Source organism: Stenotrophomonas sp. FR024 (genome assembly GCF_047500745.2).
Classification (GTDB): Bacteria; Pseudomonadota; Gammaproteobacteria; order Xanthomonadales; family Xanthomonadaceae; genus Stenotrophomonas; species Stenotrophomonas maltophilia_A.
In genome coordinates, this window is the sequence record NZ_JAXAXM020000006.1 from 59,524 (window position 1) to 78,095 (window position 18,572).

Here is an 18,572-nt window from a genome sequence, read left to right on the forward strand (position 1 = left end):
ACTACGGCACACATGCGGTATCGGTGGACAGCACTGCCGCCAATTGCACCGATCGACGGAGCCACCGCCCAGACTGAGTCACTTGGAGGGTACTTCCAGAGGATGTGCGAAACGACCGGGTTTACAAAGACACACCTCGCAGGAGTGCTTGACAAAGTTGCGGGTCAGCCAAGAAATGGACTGAGTGAGCGAAATAGCTTCGTGGGACCAGGGCAGGTGAGCCTTAACCGCGCGCGCGCGCTAGAGCAGCTGACTAACCAACGCCTGGTCGGCTGCACGCTCTCGCCTTTCATTAATGTCCTGCAGATGCGGGATGGCGGCCTTGCTGGCATCAATCGCCGCTGGTGTCCTGAGTGCCTGCTGGAGGCTGGCGAGAGTAACGGTCTAAGTGAGAGGCTCATCTGGAACTTCCTTCACTACTCGCATTGCTCCTTGCACTCAGTCAGAATCATTGATCGCTGCCAAGAATGCGGCAACAGTCAACAGTTGCGAAGGGGCAACGCGGCCTCGTGCGCCTATTGCGGTTGCAGCCTAGCGCGCGCAACCACGCACGAGAGGCCGAGCGCACTTCAGTCCTGGGCCAACGCCTCGATCGAGGACGTCGTACGCTGGACCGCAACCAACCCTGATGTGGTTATTCCTGCGGAGAACTATCAACGTTTCTTTGATGGGCTCCTTCAAGATGGGACATTGGATAGGCTGAAGATCGTTCATAACAGGTTCTGGAGGGATGCAATTCGCTTCAGACGAACTACTACCACTTTCAGAACGCTACTCAACCTATCCGCCATCAAATCTGTTGACATTATCGGAATTTTGACCGAACCAGTTCCGGCCTCATCGACTTCATTGTTTCCAAGCCATGAGGTGGACGGTGAGATCGCCTTTGATCTAGAGGACTGGGGGGCTCAGGCGAGGAAATTCGAAGTCGTGCTCCACGCGCTCTGCAAGGCCAATACGCGTGTGTTCCCTAGCCAGCAGTTCCTTAGCTTATTGTTGGTTTCTAAACGAAAAAGTTCTATCCACCGTGCGCCGTCATTCAGCGTCTACCTAGATCTTCAGAGGCAACCTGGCCAGGACCTTCTTGCGGGTCGGAACATGGCGAGCAGAATTATGGCCCTGTCCATGACCCTGCTTAAGAGCGGCATGCGCGAGCGGGGCGTAGCAAGTGAAGTTCTGAAGAGATTCGCCATTTCGGCAGAGATCGCTAGAGAGTGCGCCCGGACCGCAGTTGTTATTACAAAGGCCATGCGCTCTCCGGCCTTCCGAGCTTCCGGTGATCCCTTCCCGTGCCGCTGAAGAAGGCCAGAAGAAGACATCACTTCCCTGCGCAGCCGAGCGGGTTGTTCAACCGCGGGGTTCTACCCCGATATCACGGACGGTTCTAAAAGAGCTGCAACCTTCTGGTCCTGCCTGGCGACCCTTCGTCGCATCCTTGGGTTATGGCGTCGCTCTATGTAGTCAAACGCATCCGCTCGTGCTGCATACTTTGTGGCGCAGTTCGTTCGATAGATCCGCTCACGCTTGAGTGGCCCAAAGAGGGCTTCGCAGGCCGCGTTGTCGCCACAATGACCCACAGCGCTCATCGAGCAGATCAGCCCGTTAGCCGCTAGATGCCCTTGGTAGTCGGGCTGCGGAACTGGCTGCCTCAACCCGAATGCAGGATTACCTCATCGCTTCCTTGACGCTGCCACACCGCCATCTGCACAGCCCGGGTCACCATCTGGCGATCCTGTCGATCGTGTATTGACCAGCCCACGATGCGCTGGTCGTACAGATGCAGCTTGCCCTGTCGGGTCTTGATCTCGGTAATATCTGTCACCCACTCGGTTTCCGGCTCCAGCGCGAGAAAATCGCGTTCAAGCAGTTTGACCACGCCCGGCGCTGTCATGGCCGGAGTTGCGCACCGCCCGCGACGCTTGCGCTGGGGCCAGCCCTGCAGGCCGTCGGCGGCCATCAGGCGCGCATCCGTCAGTCATGAGAGCGTGGCCTGAATGACAGGCTTTGAAATTCCGAGAACACTGCAAATTCGATTGGTGGCCACAGCCCAGTTTCCAGATATGAGAAGTTGATTGACTCAGGGCAGCCGATGGGCAGCACCGCTGGAAGAGAAGGCTACGCCAGGCCGTTCCCGAAAGAATTGGCGATCCGGGGACATCAGTGTTACGAATTGCAATAACAAACTGTTGTCCTTCATGAGGGCCGTCGCCAATCAAACTCCGCCACCATGTACAAGCGCCATCACTGCATTGACCGAATAGGGCCTGCCACTTCATCGCGCGTCGGTGCGCTGAAAGGCACTGCTACCAGAGGTACCCCCCTGCCTTCGCTTGGGGGACGGATCCGACGTCGCCCCTTACTTGCCTGAGGGGCCGGGGAACCAAAAGGCGATGCGCGTACGAGGGTTGCCGGAACGTCCAATTCCCCTGATTTGATTAGAATCTGCCCAGGTAGATAGGGGCTGTCAGCCGGCCATCGTCGTGCTGCAGCTAGGGACAGGAGGCGGCTACGCCGCCATGAGCACAAGGAGACATCAGGGTGTACTTGGCAGAGCTGTCTATCTCGAACTTCCGCAAGATCAACAACGCAGTACTGCACTTCCAAAGTGGACTGAACGTTCTGGTTGGTGCGAATAACGCGGGCAAGACCGCCATTGTCGATGCGTTGAGGTCTCTCCTTGCCGGGCACGATGAACCGTACCCGCGGTTGGACTCGGACGATATTCATCGGCCGAAGACAGGATCGCCTAGCGGCAACATCGTGTTCAAGTACATCTTCCGAGGGTTGAGCCCCGATGATGAAGCTGACTTCATGACTGCCCTGAAACCTGCCAAGGACGGGCAGATGGAGGCGCATATCACCATCAGCTTCTCCGAGGCGGATAAGACGGGGCGACTTAGAGCGAAGCGCTGGTGCGGAGACCATGATGATGTCGGCTTGACAACGGACATGATGGAGAACCTTCGTGGCGTCTATCTACAGCCCCTGCGCGATGCTTCTCAGGCTCTTAGACCCGGCCGCACAAGCCAGCTGTCCCGACTGTTTCAGCTGCTCGTTGATGACGATGGCAAGATCGAGATCAATAAGGCACTGAAGCTGCTGGATGATGAGCTCAAGACGAAAGCGCCGATTGTGAGCACCCATAAGGCGATAACCACTCGCCATTCCGAGATGTTGGGGCCACAGCTGTCCCAGCTGCTCGAGCTGGGGGTTAGCGTCAGCGATTTCCAACGCCTGGCTTCGCGTCTCTCCCTTACCGTTGATCTGTTCGAGCTTGAGCAAAACGGGCTCGGATTCAACAATCTGATCTTCATGGCGGTCGTTCTCAGCGAGCTGACCAAGAACCCGCAAGCCAGCTATCGAGGCCTGATCATTGAGGAGCCCGAGGCACATCTGCATCCCCAATTGCAGGCTGTGCTCCTGGGATACTTTGAGACCATCAAGGCAGTGGACAAAGAGAAGCCTGTCCAGCTGTTCGTTACCAGCCACTCACCCAACTTTGCCAGCATCGCCAACCTCGACAGTCTCACCTGTCTTGTCGACACCGGAATCAGGGTGGAGACTTTTTTTCCCCGAGACATCAAGTTTTCTGTCGGAAAGCGTGAGAAGCTTGAGCGCTATTTGGACGTCACTCGGGCTGAGCTCTTCTTTGCACGCCGCGCAATCCTGGTCGAGGGCGCTGCGGAATTGGTCCTTGTCAGTGTGCTCGCCGAGAAGTGCGGTCGCGATCTACGTAAGCATGGGGTAAGCCTCATCAGCGTTGAAGGCCTCAACTTCGACTCATTCATTCCACTGTTCGGCGAGAAGGCGCTGAAGATTCCTGTTTCCGTGCTTACGGATGCAGACCCAACAGGTCCGAGTGAAGAGGATGAAGAGGAAGAGGGCGATGGCAGCGCAGAAGCGGACGACCATGCGCCGGAAGATGGGACCTCTAGTGGAAAGAAGAAGGCGGCTCCTGTCTACCCTTCGATCGGCGACAAGGTGCAGGTGTCCGCCAATACCTTGAGTATGCTCAAGTTCGAGGATTCATATCTCAAGATCTTCCATGGGCTAAAGACGCTTGAGTATGACTTGGCCTTGTACGCCAGCAATCGCAAGATCATGCTTGCGGCGCTTAAGGAGCTACACCCGAAGATCTCTGCGAACCTGGAGAAGAAGGTAGACGCCGCTACGGGAGATGCAGAGAAGGCTCGCGTACTGTTCAGCGGAATGTTCGAGCGGAAGAACGGAAACGTCCAGAAGGGGCGCTTTGCACAAGCTTTGGCGTACCTGATCGCCAAGGCGAAAAAGGAAGAATTCACTGTTCCGGAGTACATCCAGTCTGCAGTCGAACACGCTTGTCAGCTTGGCCCGAAGAAGGCTGAAGACGAATGAGCACGGATACTACTCCTTCAGCTGAACAGCGTGAGATCATCACGGCACCATTGCATCCGATGTCGGTCATCGCTTGCGCGGGAAGTGGGAAGACCTTCACGGCTGTACGCAGGCTGGCCCACATACGTCAATGCCTCGGTGATCACCGGGGCCGGGTTGCGCTCCTGTCCTTCTCGAACATCGCCGTGGAGACCTTCAGGCGCGAGTACCAGGCACTCGCAATGGGATCGCTCAAGATCCCGTCCCACCAGCGTGTCGAGATCGACACATTGGACGGGTTCATTACGACAAATATTCTGCGACCCCACGCCCATCGGACGATGGGGTGTACCACGACCCCGTTCTTGCTATCAGGGAGCGAGTCATTCCTTTTAGGAAAGGACTATCGCTTCTGGGTGGAATCGCCGAGAACCGATAACTACCCAGTGCCCCAAGGGCATATCCATCGCGTTGTCATAGGCCCTTCTGGGGCTGAAACGGGCTTTTTCTATCAGAACTCCGGCATGCTGGCGAGGATCAACAATGGCCCAAAGGTTGCCGCAGCCTTGGGAAAACTGGGGGCTTACACCCATGAGCTGGCCCGCTACTGGGTCGACCTTACCCTCCGCGAACAACCCGAGATCCTCCGAGTCCTTGCGCGTCGCTATCCCCATATCCTCATTGATGAAGCCCAGGATATCGGCATCCTGCACCAGGTGATCATTGAGAGGCTCAGCCAAGCAGGCTCTCAGATTTCCCTTATTGGGGATCCCAATCAAGGCATCTACGAGTTCATGGGCGCGACCGGCTCGTTCCTGTCCAGCTACCACAGCAAATCCGGTGTTTCTGCGGCCGCCCTGACGAGGAACTATCGGTCCGTACCGGCCGTACTCGATCTCGCCAACGCAATCTCGGCGCGCACGGACGATCCGGATAGGACAGCGCCACCTACGCTCCACGGGGCCTACTTCGTTCCGTACACGACTGCCGATACGAAAAAGGTCGTGGCGGCCTTCCAGGCAACACTGGTCTCCGCTGGGTTGGACCCAGCACGCTCCGCCGTGCTCTGCCGCGCACGCAAGTGGGCCAACGAGCTGGCTGGGCATGGGGGTGCGCCTGGCGTGGGAACGACCAAGATCCTTGCCCAGGCAGCGATGGCGCGCGATATCCACTCCGACTACTCAACAGCATTCAGACTCGTGGCAACTGCCATCATGGGTTTGATCGACAACGCGCCCAAGGGCATCGTTGCTCGCCTGACTCAGCCTGTCAGGTACCCAGAGGAACGAGCACTTCGTCGTGTCATCTGGGCTTTTACGCGAGATCCGGTCTCGGGCCTGCCCAGCGCGGCGCTGCCCGCTATTAGCGATTGGCAGCCGGCAATGTTGCAACGTGTAAGGGTCCTGATGACCAATCTGAGCACAGCCCACGGTCTCAACCATACATCGTCCACGCTCGGTGCTCGGCTCTCGAAGAGGAGTTTGCCCGGCTCACCGCTAATGAGCCCGCCTGACCTAGGTGCCGATCAGCCCTTGCGGGTCAGAATCAGTACCGTGCATCAGGTCAAGGGCGAAAGCCTGGATGCCGTCCTCTACATGGCAACGAAACCGCATGTATCTGCACTGCTAGGCGGAGGTTCCACCGAGGACGGGCGAATCGGGTACGTGGCTGTGACCCGGGCAAGGGATCTGCTGTGGTTGGCTGTCCCTGTAACAGCTTTGAAGAGCCTTCGTGCCGATCTCCATGCAAAGGGCTTCAAGGACGCAACCGCTACGGCTGCAGCCCCAACGGCCGGACAGGGCAACGGTTCCCCCTGAATGGGCGCATTGGATAGCAACCCAACGCGGCACTGGAATCAACGTCAGCGCAGGAGATGAAGCTGAATGGGAGCAAGCATAGGTTTTCGCTAGATCGGACTTGAATACGTTTCCCTTGATGGAACTGGGTTCCTGCCGGTCAGCGGGGAGACTATGAGTGCTTGGCAACCATAGTTGCGCCAATGGATGCAGGAAATTTGCTCAACCTATGGTTGCGGATGGCGACAAACCTTTGGTTGCCCGTCTAGCTGTCGGCTTCTTACGCGCATCACGTTCGATGCTTGATGCGGGCACTGATCCTGATCGCCTCGCCGATCGCGCTGCTGCAGGCACAGGCGGCTGAGCGTGTCGGTCCTGCCGGGCACATCGTCGTACAGACAGACGATGTCACGCGCTTCTTCAAGGTGCTGGACGCCAACCATGGGCGCCCAAGCGCCGATGATCTGCAGCACGGCTATCTGGATGCGGGTACGGATGCCCTGCGCAGCTTCACCGACAGCCGTATCGGCTCGATGGAGCGGCTGGCCAGGGCCATCCAGGACAAGCCGGCATTGTTTGCGAAAGCGAGAACCTGCGCGGCCGCATTGCCATCGATCCGCACGCGCGTCGCCGCTGCCGTCGATCAGCTCGGCGCCCTGTTGCCATCTGCGCGCTTTCCTCCGGTCACCGTACTGGTGGGCCGCGGCAATAGTGGTGGCGTTACCACCGAAGCAGGTGTGGTCATCGGACTGGAAGCGCTGTGCAATGCCGACTGGATGCAGGCCGATGCAAGCGACCGCTTCGTGCACCTGATCGCCCATGAGTACGTGCACGTGCAACAGCCCGGCGCGCGCGTTGATGTCGAGCAGCCCAACCTGCTCTATCAGACGCTGCTGGAAGGCGGCGCCGAATACGTGGCCGAACGGATCTCCGGGCAACCGGCCAACGCGCATCTGCAGCGTTGGGCGCAGGGTCGCGAGTGTGCGCTGGAGCGCGCGTTCCTGCAGGACAGCATGGGTACCGATCTTTCGAGGTGGCTGTACAACGGCCCCGGCGACGATACGCGCCGCGGAGATCTCGGCTACTGGATCGGCTACCGCATTGCCCACGACTATGTTGCGCGCGGGCCCGACACGCCCAACGCCATCGCCGAACTGCTGGATGTCCAGCCTGGAAACGCTGCAGCGCTGCTGAAAGCAAGTGGATGGCAGCCTGCGTGCGGAGCAGGCGAAAGCACACAGACGCACATGCGGTGATGCCGGCTTCATGCAGGTGAATGGGTGATATTGAACAGGCACAAGGCGATACGCCGGTGCAGATCAGCTCGCTTGATCCCGCTTGTTAAGGTTCGTTGATTTACAGGCCTTCACAGCCCATCCACGTACTCAAATTCCAGCTGAAAGCGCTTGGTAGCGCCGGGAACAAACGCCGCTATATTCCAGCTTCCCCAGACGAAGGAGGGAGTGGAATGAAACTGACCTCGCAACACATGAAGATGGCCCGTGCACTCAGCGTGGCGCTCATCGCCACCGTGAGCCTTGGCGCTTGCGCCTCTTACAAGAATGAGTTTGCAACGATCAACTCGCGTCTCGATCAGCTCGATGTAAAGGTGCAGGGCGCCGCCCAGAGTGCCGAGTCCGCCAACCAGTCGGCGCAGCAGGCCAACCAGCGTCTGGACCAGATCGAAGGTCGCGTGCAGCAGCTTGAAAGGGCACCAGCGGGCCGCAAGCCGCGCGGCTGATCGCTCCCTCACCGTTTGAACTGATCCACCTCTGTATCGGGAACCAGTGGCCTTCGCCGGCCACTGGCATCCTTCCACCAAGATTGCACTGCAAGGAGCCGTCCCATTCGTACCTCCTCCTCCCCTGCGCGCCGCGCCCTCCATGCCGCACTGGCCATGGCACTGGCCGTTGCGTGCAGCGGCGTAGCCAACGCCAGGGACAAGGACGCACCTGCACCCCCGGTCGCCGCAGTCGATGAACTGCCCGCTGACCAGAGCGTGTCCGAGACGGTGATCGAACTGGCCGGCTGGGTAGTCGCCAGCAAGGACAACCAGGGTTATCCGTTCGCGATCATGGACAAGGCGGCTGCGCAGGTACTGGTCTTCGGTGGAGACGGCAAGCTGCGCGGTGCCGCACCGGCGCTGTTCGGTTCGGCCATCGGCGATCACTCCGCACCCGGCGTTGCCAAGCTCGCGCTGAGTGCGATTCCAGGCCATGACCGCACTACCCCGGCGGGCCGTTTCATTGGTGGCTATGGCCCCTCCGACGATGCCGGTCGCGTGCTGTGGGTGGACTACGATTCCGCCGTTTCGATGCACCCGCTGCCGCCAGGCACTCCGAAAGAGAAGCGCGCCGAACGGCTGGCATCACCTTCGCCGGACGACAACCGCGTTACGCACGGCTGCATCAACGTCACGCCTGCGTTCTACGAGCAGATCGTGCAATCCACGTTCGAGAAGGGCGGCGTGTTCTACATCCTTCCGGACAAGGATTCGATCGCGAAAACGTTCCCGGAGTTCGCGCAGAGCCGGGGCGATGCAAAGGACGAAGACGAGAAGGGCGCGCGGCGCGCGAGCAAGTAACAGACGCTTTGCCTGCGGCCTGTTGACGATGCGAGCCTGCGCTGCAGGCAGAGGTTCCCGGGCACGCTCCTGGCAGGCCCCACCTGGACCCCACTCATCGCGGACGTCCCACCCTCGTGGCGCTGCCCATATGGACCGGATGAGGCATCGCGCTCCCACGACGTCAAAGAATCCTTGAGTTCATGAGGATTTTTTGGGCGCTGGACGCCTTTGCAGATAAATCCTTATTTCAATGAGGATTTTCTTGCATCCAGCTCTTTTGCCAAGAAATCCTCAAGACCGAAAGGATTCTAAGGAATCCTGGGCTTTGCGCGAAGAATCCTCACTGCAGTGAGGATTGTATGGTATAGACGATGGGTCGAATCCAGAGCGTCAGGCTCTGCTGGGGGAGTTCCCATTGAAGATCAGGCTTGAGAAGGCTGAGGCCTTGGGACCACTGGTGAGAGCCGCCCGCAAGCATCAGGGACTGCGCCAGGATGCAACCGCCGAAGGCATCGGGGTCAGCGAAAATTTCCTGGCCAAGGTCGAACGCGGCGGTACCACGGTGCAATGGGGCAAGTTGTTCACCGTGCTTGACGAGCTGGGGCTGCATGTCGAAATCGACGTGCCGGACGAAGCGATGGCCCTGCTGGCCAAACGTGCCAACGGGAAGGTGCCATGAGCGCCCCCCGTATCGATCTCAAGGACGTCATTACAACGACCGTCCTGTCTGGACTGCACTATCCGCTTCCACCACGCGAACTGCAGGTCAGCATCGACGAAGCGCCGGTGGGCCGCCTGACCGAAGCAGCAAACCTGTGGCGCTTCACCTATACGCCGGAGTGGCTCGGCAGCGCACATCGGTTTCCACTGGCGCCTGCGTTGCCACTGCAAGACACCGCCATCCTCGATGGCTCCAGCCAACGCCCCGTGCAGTGGTACTTCGACAATCTGCTGCCGGAAGAGCAGCAACGCACGCTGATGGCAACCGATGCCAGGGTGGATGGCGCGGACGCGTTCGCATTGCTGGCCGCCTATGGCGCGGAATCGGCAGGCTCGTTGACGCTGCTGCCTCCAGGCGAGCGCCTGCCACCCGGCGGCAGAAAACCACTACCCGATGCGGAACTCTCCACGCGTATCCAAGGCCTGCCACGCACGTCGCTTGCGGCGGGTGCCGCCAAGCGCATGTCACTGGCAGGTGCCCAGCACAAGCTGGCAATCATCGAGACAGGGGGAGAACTCTACCAACCTCTGGGCGCCGAGCCCTCGACCCACATCCTCAAGCCTGACAGCACCAGCAGCAGTTATCCCCACAGCGTGGCCAACGAGTGGTTCGTGATGCGCCTTGCACAGCGCTTGGGGCTGCAGGTGCCGAAGATCGAGCGCCGCTACGTACCGGAGCCGGTCTTCATCATCGAGCGCTTTGATCGCGAAATCACCGCCGATGCCATCCATCGCCGTCATGCCATCGACGCCTGCCAGCTGCTCAACCTCGACCGGCAGTTCAAGTACACGCTCGGCAGCATCGACACCCTGAAGGTCATCGTCGAGCAATGCAGAAGCAAGCTCAAGACGCGCGTCCGCCTGTTCGACTGGTTGATCTTCAATGTACTCACCGGCAACAACGATGCGCACCTGAAGAACCTGAGCTTCCTGGTCGACAGCAGGGGCATCGAACTGGCCCCCCACTACGACCTGCTGTCCACCGCATGTTACGAGACCCGCGCGTATGCCGACGAGGGCGCACGTTGGCCAGAACGCTCGGAACTGTCGTGGCCCATTCTCGGTGTCGCGCGCTTCCACGACCTTCGTTTCGAGCATCTGGTTTCTGCCGGTGAAGCGCTGGGCCTGGGAAGGCCGGCTGCCACCCGGCAGCTGCGCCATCAGATCGACCGCATCACGAGCGAAGCCCAGGCGCTTTACGCGCTGGTGCTGCAGGAAAACCAGCAATGGTCGACCCGTTTCGACATCGGCCCAACCCTGGAAGGCGAAGTGCATTTCCTGAGAACACTGGTCCACGTGATCATCGCCGACATGGTGAGGCAGCTTTCACCGGCATGATGCGGCCGCCGGTACATCATCCGGCGTCACCACCGATTACTCGCAGGACTCGCCTTCTTCCTTCAGCATCGCTTTGTCCACCGGCTGCTCGCGCTCGATCAGCGCGCGCTGCTCGTCGCTGAGTTCACCCAGCCACCAGATTCTGCAGCGCGCGGTAAGGCGGCCGACCATCTTCGACTGATCGGGCGAGTACAGCATCGCCAATGCGGTGCCGGGGCAGTCGTGGGCCTGGCAGGCGGTGTAGAACCACCATGGCTCGCCCTGCAGCACCACCAGCTCGCCGGGCCCGCTGGGCCCGCTCAACAGGCGTTCGCGCAGCGACGGAATCTCCTTGTCAGCAGATTCGGCCGCGGCTGTGTTCTTCATCAGGGCGTTGAACGCGGCCAGCACCTTCGGGTCCTTGCGGCCGCAGTCGTCCACGGTGTTGCCGCCGACCAGGGTGAAGAAGTGGGTCGCCAGCGGATTGTCCGCGCAGGTGAGTTCGCCGCCAGCACCCGGGTCTTCCGGTTCGCCTTCGTTGTCCCACACCGAAGGGTCCACGCCGTCTTCGATGGACGGCGCCTGCTCGACCACCGTTGCCGTGGCCGCAGGTGCTTCGGTGGTTGGTGCCGGTGCGGTCGGTGCTGCATCCGGCGCTGGTGCCTGGCCGCAGGCGGCCAGCAGTGCGACCGTCAGTGCCATCCCTGTGATCCGAATCTTCATTCCTTGTCCTTGTCTGATCTGCGGTGCATGCCGCCGCGCGGGCGCCTGCGTGATTCTAACCAGCAGCGCGCTAGGATGCGTTCGCACGTTCCCGTCATCGCCTGGAGCCGGACGCATGCACCGCACACGACTCGCCGTGATTTTCTGCAGTGCCCTGCTGCTGGCATCGCCGGCCATCGCCCACGATGCTGAAGGCGCGAAGCCCGCACAGCCTCTTCCTGATGCGGCCCTGCCCGCGACGCTGGACCGCGTACTGCGCGACTACGAGCAGGCCTGGCGCACGGGCGATGCCAGGGCGCTGGCAGCACTGTTCACCGAGGATGGTTTTGTGCTGCAGAGCAACCAGCTACCGGTGCGTGGGCGCAGCGCGATCGAAGCCGCGTATGCCGGCCAGGGCGGCAGCCCGTTGCGGCTGCGCGCGCTGGCGTACTCGGTGGAGGGCAGCACGGGCTACATCATTGGTGCCTACCGCTACGGCAACAACGTGGGGGACACCGGCAAGTTCACGCTGACGCTGAAGCGCGTGGGCGACGGGCCGTGGTTGATCTTCTCGGACATGGACAACGGCAACGCACCGCCGCGGGCGCGGTGATGGATTCCGCCGGGCATGGCCCGGCGCTACCGGGCGCCAACCAAGGTTGGCTGCTACCAGAAGCGGATTCCGGAGTAGATCCACGCCATGCGTGGATGGGCCACACACATAAAAAAACCCCGGCACGTAGCCGGGGTTTTTCGATTCACTTGAACAGCGTGTCCGGATACTCCGGTTTCTGTTCCCGTGCCAGCAGCGCGCGCAGGCCTTCCTCAGGCGTCTGCTCGCCGTGCAGCACGGCACGCACGCGGTCCGAGATCGGCAGGTCGATGCCATGACGGCGTGCCTGTCGCATCACTTCGTCGGCGGTCTGCACCGACTCGACCACCTGGCCGATTTCGCGCACGGCATCCTGCAGCGTCTGGCCGCGGCCCAGGGCCAGGCCCAAGCGGCGGTTGCGCGACAGGTCGCCGGTGCAGGTCAGCACCAGATCGCCCAGGCCCGCCAGGCCCATCAGCGTTTCCGGCTTGGCGCCGATCGCCGCGGCCAGGCGCAGCATCTCGTTGAGGCCACGGGTGATCAGGCCGGCACGGGCGTTGAGGCCCAGCTGCATGCCGTCGGCCACACCGGTAGCCACGGCCAGCACGTTCTTCATCGCGCCGCCCAGCTCGGCACCGACCATGTCGTCGCCGGTGTAGGCGCGGAACGCCGGGCCATGCATCGCCTCGGCCACCGTCTGCGCGAACTCGGGCACGTCGCCGTGCACGGTGATCGCGGTCGGCAGGCCCTGGGTCACTTCCTTGGCGAACGACGGACCGGTGACGACGGCCAGCGGCACGTCCTCACCCAGCACTTCGCGCGCCACTTCATGCAGGAAGCGGCCCGAACCAGGTTCGAAGCCCTTGGTGGCCCAGGCCACGCCGGCACCGGCCGGACGCAGCGGCGCCAGCGCACGCACGGTTTCACCGAAGGCATGCGACGGGGTGACCACCAGGATCCAGGCGGCGCCCTCCACTGCCGACGCCAGGTCGGTGGTGGCACGCAGGCTGTCCGGCAGCGGGATGCCCGGCAGGTAGCGCGGGTTCTCGTGGCGCTGGTCGATGGCTTCGACCACGGCAGCATCGCGCCCCCACAGCACGGTCGGGTGACCGTGCCGTGCGAGCAGGCTGGCCAGCGCGGTTCCCCAGGAACCGGCGCCAAGCACGGCGATCTTGTCAGCGGTAGTGCTCATCCGTGACGTCGCGGCAGGAATCAGGCGTTGCCAGCCGGCTCGGAGTCAGCCAGCGACGGTGCGTCGCCCTGCTCCTGGCGCTGGCGCAGGGTTTCTGCGTACAGGCCTTCGAAGTTGATCGGCTGCAGGAAGAACGGCGGGAAGCCGCCGGCCTGGATCAGGTCGCTGATCAGCTGACGCACGTACGGGAACAGGATGTTCGGGCACTGGGTGCCGAGCAGCACGTCGATCGACTGCGGGTCCAGGCCGACCAGGCCGAACACGCCGGCCTGCTTCACTTCGGCCACGTAGGCGGTGCGCTCACCGGCCTGGCAGGTCAGGGTCACGGCCAGCACCACTTCGAAGGCGTTCTCGCCCAGGCGCTGCACCTGCTGGTTCAGGTTGAGCTGCAGTTCCGGCTGCACCTGGTCATTGAAGATGGTCGGAGCGTTCGGCGACTCGAAGGAGACGTCCTTGACGTAGATCTTCTCGACGGTGAAAGCAGGGCCGGTAGCGGCATCGACCGGCGCAGCGGCGCCGTTGGTGATCTCTTCGGACATTTCCAGTAACTCCAGGTGAATGCAATGAAAACGATGGTCGAACTACTGCGATGGGGGCGGGATCAGGCCCATACAAGGCCGGATCCGCCACCTGCGGCAATCAGTTGCGGCCCTTGACCAGCGGCAGCTCGGCCTGCTGCCAGGCGGGAATGCCGCCGTCGAGCACGTAGACCTTTTCGAAGCCGGCCTTCTTCAGCGCCTTGGCGGCGGTTTCCGAGGCGTTGCCGCTACGGCACACCAGCACCACCGGCGACTGCTTGGCGTTGGCCACCAGCTTGTTGTCCGGGCCGAAGGCACTGGCCTGGGCATTGCGGCTGCCGGCAATGTGGCCCTTCTCGAAGTCACCGCTGGCCGACAGGTCGACCACCACCGTGCCACCCGCGTTGATCAGCTGGGTCAGTTCGGCGGGCTTGATGCCCTTGAAGCCCCGGAACAGGCGGCGGATCTCGGTGACGATGATGGCCACGGTCAGGCCGACCAGGGCCGCGGACAGCATCGGGTTTCGGCCTGCAAAGGCCAGCAACTCTTCGTAATTCACTCAGGTCACGGGTCGATTAAGCGGGCGCCGATTGTCGCACAAGCCGGACGCGGCCCGTCACTGCCCCTTCCACAGGTCCGGCAGGCCGGCGGTCTGCCACCAGCGCTTGGCCTCGGCATCCCAGCGCCAGCGCTCGACCACCACCACGGTGCGTTCGGCCTGGGTGTTCTGGTTGATCACCCCGATTTCGACCCGGCGCTCGACCAGGCCCCCGTCCAGCGCGGCGCTGCTGCGCTCGCGGTAGGACGACACGCGCAGCTGCGCGTAGCGGTTGAGCTCGAACTCGGTGGGCGGCTTTTCCTTGCGCAGCTTGGGGTCCAGATAGCCGATGGCATCGTCCATGCTGCCCCAGCGGATGGTGGCGCCGTAGGCGATCTGGGTCTCTTCCAGCAGCTTGCGCTGCTTGCGGCTCAGGTCGTCGGCCGAAGCCACGGCGCTGGCCAGCAGCAGGGAACACATCAGGAACTGGATGAGGCGGCGCATCGGTGGTTTCCCCAGAACGTCAGCCTGCCATCCTACCCTTTGGCGAAGGCAACGAAGCGACCGCTGAACTCGGCGGCGGGCTTGCCATCGGCACCGGGCTGGGTGGCGATGATGCTGATGCGGGCCTTGCGGCGCTGGCGGAAGGTGTTCAGGAAGGCATCCCAGCCAGTGGCCTCGGCCGCTTCGGCATGGGCGTGCAGGTCTTCGTAGACCGGTGCCAGGTAGCGCAGGTTGCTGTCGGCCACGTAGACCTCGGCATCGTGGCCGGCCAGGCGCAGGCGCAGGCTGACCAGTGCCCAGCCGGACAGGGTCAGCACCGAGGCCAGGCTGCCACCGAAGGCGTTGCCCTTGTCGTTGACGTTGGCGGCCAGCGGCGCGGTGATGCGCAGCACGCCATCGGCATAGCCGTCGAGCTGGATCTGCATGGCGCGGACCGCCGGCATGCAGTCAAGCACGTCCTGCAGGGCGGCCAGCGAGGAAGTCAGAGCATCAACGGACATCGGAGCAGGGACCACGACAACGAAGGGCCCGCATAATGCAGGCAATGGCCGACCATACGATACCCACTGGCGCCGCCGGTTCCGAGCCGGGCTGGACCTTCATTTCGCTGCGACCGCAGGGCCAGAATTCCGCGCTGCGCCGCGCCGTTGCTGGGCTGGGCGGGCATGTGCTGGCCCTGCCACCCTGGCGCCTGCAGCGCCTGAACGGCACGCCAGTGGTGCACCAGCTGCAACGCGCGCTGAACTGCGATCGGGTGGTGTTCACCAGCCCGGCCGCCGTTACCGCAGCCGCCACCCTGTTGCCACTGGCCGAGGCACAACGCAGCCCGTGGCTGACCGTGGGCGAAGGCACCGCGCGCGCGCTGCGGGCGCAGGGCGTCGCCGAGGTGCATGCGCCGCAGCGGATGGACAGCGAGGGCCTGCTGGCGCTGCCGGTGCTGGCCGAGGTGCAGGGCCTGCGCATCGGGCTGGTGACCGCCCCCGGCGGGCGCGGCCTGATTGCTGCGCAACTGCAGGCCGCCGGCGGCAGCATCGAGCGCGCCGATGTCTATCAGCGTCGCCTGCTGCGCCTGTCGCCACGCACGCTGGCTCGATTGGCGCATTCAGCGTATCCGTGGGTGCTGGCGGTCAGCAGTGGTGAGGCGTTGCTGCATTTCTGGCAGCAGCTTCCGCCGGCATTGCAGCAACGCTGTCAGGCACATGCCACCGCCATCGTGGCCAGCGAACGGCTGGGCGAACAGGCGCACGCATTGGGGCTGCAGCGCGTGGTGCGCGCGGCCGGGCCCACCACCGCGCAGCTGGTGGCGGCTGCACACGCCACGCTCACCGTCCCGGCAGCGAACTGAACAGGGACGTGGGTCACGCTTGCCGCTGTGGTCGGCAACAGTGATGCTGTGCACAACGCGGCCTGCCGGAACCTGACCGGCGACGGTGCCGACAAGGAAGCCCCATGAACGAGACTCCGCCCGTTTCCCCGCCCCGTCGACCCGTGCGCTGGCTGCTGCCGCTGGCCGGGGTGGTCGTGCTTGGCGTGGGCGGCTATGCCGGCTGGTACGTCTGGCAGCAGCAACAAAACGAACAGGAAGCGCAGGCGCAGACCACGGCCGTACAGCTGCAGGGCCTGCAGGCGACGCTGGATGCATTGCGCCGCGACCAGCGCGCAACCAGCCAGCGCCTGCAGGATGCGGCGACCACCAACCGCGTGCTGCGCGACGAGATGCTGGGCCTTTCCCAGCGCAGTGCGCTGCTGGAAGAGAACCTGGCCAAGCTGGCCGACAGCGCCAACCAGGGCCGTCAGGCGGTACAGCGCGATGAGGCCGAGCTGCTGCTGACCCAGGCGGCGCAGCGCCTGAACTACGCCGACGACGTGGAAGGCGCACGCCGCCTGTATGCACAGGCCGCCACCGCGCTGGCCGATCTGCCCGACAGCGACGGCCTGAACCTGCGCCAGGCCCTGGTACAGGAACGCGATGCACTGGATGCGCTGGGCACCGGCCCGCGCGTGCAATCGCTGCAGCGGTTGGATGCCCTGGCCAAGGCCCTGCAGGGCCTGCCCTCGCAGGTGACGGGTAGCACCGCGCCCGGCGCCGGCAAGCCCTGGTGGCAGGCCACGCTGGCACCGTTCGTGGATATCACCCCTAGCCGCCAGAATGGCCCGCTGACCGCCGCCGAACGCCGCAATGCCGACGATGCGCTGCAGCTGGAACTGACCCTGGCGCGTGCCGCAATCGAACGTGGCGACCGCACCGGTCGCGATACCGCGTTGGCGCGCGTGGAACACTGGGCACAGCGGCGTTGGCCGGATTCACCGGCCCTGCGCGCGCAACGTGCTGAACTGAAGGCCTTGCGCGAGCTTCCGCTGCAGGCCAGCAACAGCGTTCTTGGCAGCACCCTGCAGCAACTGCGCACCCAGACCGACCGGAGGTAATCCCCCATGAAACCCCTGCAATCCCTGGTCGTGCTGTTGCTGGCCGTGGCCATCGGCGTGGTGGCCGCGCAATGGCTCGGCGCCGATGACCTCAACCGCTTCGGCGAAGTGACCCTGCGCTACGGCGGCTACGACTACCACAGCAACCTGCCCAAGGTGGCACTGCTGTCGGTGATCGCGGTGCTGGTGCTGTGGCTGCTGTGGAGCCTGATCGCTGCACCGTTCCGCGCCTGGGGCCGCTACCGCCGCAAGCAGGGCCGGGTGCGCCTGATCGACGGCCTGCAGGCCTATGAGCACGGCCAGTGGCAGCGCGCGGAAAAGCTGCTGGATGGTGCCGCCAAGGATCCGGAAGTGAGCGCGGTGGCGCTGGCCAATGCCGTGCGCAGTGCGCAGGCACGTGCCGACGGCCCCGCCGGTGAAGCCCTGCTGCAGCGCCTGGGCGAGAGCGATGCCACCCTGCAGGCGCTTCTACGCGCCGAACAGCTGCTGGCGCGCGATCTGCCGGTGGATGCGATCAACGCGTTGGATGTGGCGACGATCCAGCCGCTGCCGCCGCGCGGCCTGTGGCTGCGTACCGAAGCGCTGGCACAGGCCGGCCGCGCCCACGAGGCGTATGGCCAGCTGGGTGCACTGCGCCAGAGCAAGGTGCTGCCGGCCGACGCCAACAGCGAACTGGAAGCACGCCTGGCCGCACAGGCGCTGCTGGAAGCAGCCGACGTCAATGCGCTGGCCGCGCAGTGGGAAGCCACGCCGAAGGCACTGCGACCGACCCCGGACGTGGTGGGTGCGTATGCCAGCCGTGCGGTTGCGTTGAACTGGGACGAACCGGCGCTGCTGGCGTTGGAACAGGCACTGGACCAGCGTTGGGATGACGAACTGGTGGCGCTGTATGGCCGCCTGCCGGCCGAGCGCCTGGCCACGCGTCAGGCCAACCTCGCGCGCTGGCGCAACGTGCACGACAGCTCGGCTGCGCTGCGCCTGGCACAGGGCCGCGTGGCCCTGGCCCAGCAGCAGTGGGATGCCGCCGATGCGTTCCTGCACGAGGCCATCGCCGCGGGCGCCGGTGCCCCGGCGTGGGAGGCACTGGGTGAGCTGTTCGCACAGCGTGGCGAGCACGCGCTGGCCGCGCAGTGCCTGGCCAATGCGCTGCGACTGCAGCGTGGCGAGGACAGCGTGGAACTGGTGCGCGGCACCGAAGCGCCGCTGCGTGCCACGGTGGAGGAGCAGTCGGTTACGGTGCAGCCGCCGGTGTATGACGCCAACGAAGAGCGCGACGAATTCGGCAATCCGCGGTTGCCGTGATTCCTGCTGAAGTGGGGGGGGGCCCGCCGCGGCCCCCCCCCCCCC

Annotated in this window: 18 protein-coding genes and 1 pseudogene; 12 read left to right on the forward strand and 7 right to left on the reverse strand. The window is 63.4% G+C overall.

What is annotated here, in order from left to right; genetic code table 11:
• Window positions 1-12 precede the first annotated feature (12 nt).
• Window positions 13-1,299 carry a TniQ family protein gene (locus ACMZ91_RS08725; RefSeq protein ID WP_224481874.1) on the forward strand — a complete coding sequence of 429 codons (1,287 nt, stop codon included), beginning with the start codon at window positions 13-15 and terminating at the stop codon, window positions 1,297-1,299.
• A 62-nt stretch (window positions 1,300-1,361) separates the two neighbouring features.
• Here the strand turns inward: ACMZ91_RS08725 and ACMZ91_RS08730 are convergent.
• Window positions 1,362-1,966 (reverse strand): annotated as a pseudogene (locus ACMZ91_RS08730) (IS3 family transposase); the annotation flags it as partial.
• A gap of 572 nt (window positions 1,967-2,538) precedes the next feature.
• Between ACMZ91_RS08730 and ACMZ91_RS08735 the strand changes: the two are divergent.
• From ACMZ91_RS08735 to ACMZ91_RS08765, 7 genes are all read left to right on the forward strand, one after another.
• The gene (locus ACMZ91_RS08735) at window positions 2,539-4,374 is read left to right on the forward strand and encodes an ATP-dependent nuclease (RefSeq protein WP_049462214.1); all 1,836 of its coding nucleotides are present in this window, start codon (window positions 2,539-2,541) and stop codon (window positions 4,372-4,374) included.
• Window positions 4,371-6,170 (forward strand): UvrD-helicase domain-containing protein, encoded by a 1,800-nt coding sequence (locus tag ACMZ91_RS08740; protein ID WP_414577885.1) that lies wholly within the window; start codon window positions 4,371-4,373, stop codon window positions 6,168-6,170. Before ACMZ91_RS08735 ends, ACMZ91_RS08740 begins: the two co-directional genes overlap by 4 nt.
• Before the next feature lie 284 nt (window positions 6,171-6,454).
• Entirely contained in the window at window positions 6,455-7,405 is a 951-nt protein-coding gene (locus ACMZ91_RS08745) for a DUF2268 domain-containing putative Zn-dependent protease (RefSeq protein ID WP_197655657.1), read from the forward strand.
• 212 nt (window positions 7,406-7,617) lie between these two features.
• On the forward strand, window positions 7,618-7,890 hold the full coding sequence (locus ACMZ91_RS08750) for a hypothetical protein (RefSeq protein WP_012509703.1): 273 nt from the start codon (window positions 7,618-7,620) through the stop codon (window positions 7,888-7,890).
• 156 nt (window positions 7,891-8,046) lie between these two features.
• Window positions 8,047-8,733, forward strand: a complete 687-nt coding sequence (locus ACMZ91_RS08755; protein ID WP_032130168.1) for a L,D-transpeptidase — start codon at window positions 8,047-8,049, stop codon at window positions 8,731-8,733.
• Window positions 8,734-9,160: 427 nt separating this feature from the next.
• Window positions 9,161-9,394, forward strand: coding sequence for a helix-turn-helix domain-containing protein (locus ACMZ91_RS08760; RefSeq protein ID WP_256201487.1), 234 nt, complete (start codon window positions 9,161-9,163; stop codon window positions 9,392-9,394).
• Entirely contained in the window at window positions 9,391-10,773 is a 1,383-nt protein-coding gene (locus ACMZ91_RS08765; protein ID WP_279912386.1) for a HipA domain-containing protein, read from the forward strand. Before ACMZ91_RS08760 ends, ACMZ91_RS08765 begins: the two co-directional genes overlap by 4 nt.
• 36 nt (window positions 10,774-10,809) lie before the next feature.
• Here ACMZ91_RS08765 and ACMZ91_RS08770 read toward each other — a convergent pair whose 3' ends face one another.
• Complete coding sequence (locus tag ACMZ91_RS08770; RefSeq protein ID WP_414577882.1) at window positions 10,810-11,475, reverse strand: Ivy family c-type lysozyme inhibitor; 666 nt, start codon at window positions 11,473-11,475, stop codon at window positions 10,810-10,812.
• 115 nt (window positions 11,476-11,590) lie between these two features.
• Between ACMZ91_RS08770 and ACMZ91_RS08775 the strand changes: the two genes are divergently transcribed.
• On the forward strand, window positions 11,591-12,067 hold the full coding sequence (locus ACMZ91_RS08775) for a YybH family protein (protein WP_414577880.1): 477 nt from the start codon (window positions 11,591-11,593) through the stop codon (window positions 12,065-12,067).
• Between the two features lie 145 nt (window positions 12,068-12,212).
• Here ACMZ91_RS08775 and ACMZ91_RS08780 read toward each other — a convergent pair whose 3' ends face one another.
• The 5 genes from ACMZ91_RS08780 to ACMZ91_RS08800 all read right to left on the reverse strand — a co-directional run bounded on the left by ACMZ91_RS08780 (window position 12,213) and on the right by ACMZ91_RS08800 (window position 15,298).
• Window positions 12,213-13,238, reverse strand: a complete 1,026-nt coding sequence (locus ACMZ91_RS08780; RefSeq protein ID WP_005407597.1) for an NAD(P)H-dependent glycerol-3-phosphate dehydrogenase — start codon at window positions 13,236-13,238, stop codon at window positions 12,213-12,215.
• Window positions 13,239-13,258: 20 nt separating this feature from the next.
• Window positions 13,259-13,777 carry a protein-export chaperone SecB gene (gene secB / locus ACMZ91_RS08785; RefSeq protein WP_005407596.1) on the reverse strand — a complete coding sequence of 173 codons (519 nt, stop codon included), beginning with the start codon at window positions 13,775-13,777 and terminating at the stop codon, window positions 13,259-13,261.
• A gap of 100 nt (window positions 13,778-13,877) precedes the next feature.
• Complete coding sequence (locus ACMZ91_RS08790; RefSeq protein WP_004134671.1) at window positions 13,878-14,315, reverse strand: rhodanese-like domain-containing protein; 438 nt, start codon at window positions 14,313-14,315, stop codon at window positions 13,878-13,880.
• 57 nt (window positions 14,316-14,372) lie between these two features.
• Window positions 14,373-14,798, reverse strand: coding sequence for a hypothetical protein (locus tag ACMZ91_RS08795; RefSeq protein ID WP_049423133.1), 426 nt, complete (start codon window positions 14,796-14,798; stop codon window positions 14,373-14,375).
• Between the two features lie 32 nt (window positions 14,799-14,830).
• Window positions 14,831-15,298: a YiiD C-terminal domain-containing protein gene (locus ACMZ91_RS08800; RefSeq protein ID WP_005407593.1), complete on the reverse strand. Its 468-nt coding sequence runs from the start codon at window positions 15,296-15,298 to the stop codon at window positions 14,831-14,833.
• 35 nt (window positions 15,299-15,333) lie between these two features.
• Between ACMZ91_RS08800 and ACMZ91_RS08805 the strand changes: the two genes are divergently transcribed.
• From ACMZ91_RS08805 to ACMZ91_RS08815, 3 genes are all read left to right on the forward strand, one after another.
• Window positions 15,334-16,143 (forward strand): uroporphyrinogen-III synthase, encoded by an 810-nt coding sequence (locus ACMZ91_RS08805; protein ID WP_189720339.1) that lies wholly within the window; start codon window positions 15,334-15,336, stop codon window positions 16,141-16,143.
• A gap of 104 nt (window positions 16,144-16,247) precedes the next feature.
• Window positions 16,248-17,225, forward strand: a complete 978-nt coding sequence (locus ACMZ91_RS08810) for a uroporphyrinogen-III C-methyltransferase (RefSeq protein WP_071228808.1) — start codon at window positions 16,248-16,250, stop codon at window positions 17,223-17,225.
• Window positions 17,226-17,231: 6 nt separating this feature from the next.
• On the forward strand, window positions 17,232-18,527 hold the full coding sequence (locus ACMZ91_RS08815) for a heme biosynthesis HemY N-terminal domain-containing protein (RefSeq protein WP_414577877.1): 1,296 nt from the start codon (window positions 17,232-17,234) through the stop codon (window positions 18,525-18,527).
• Window positions 18,528-18,572: the final 45 nt, after the last annotated feature.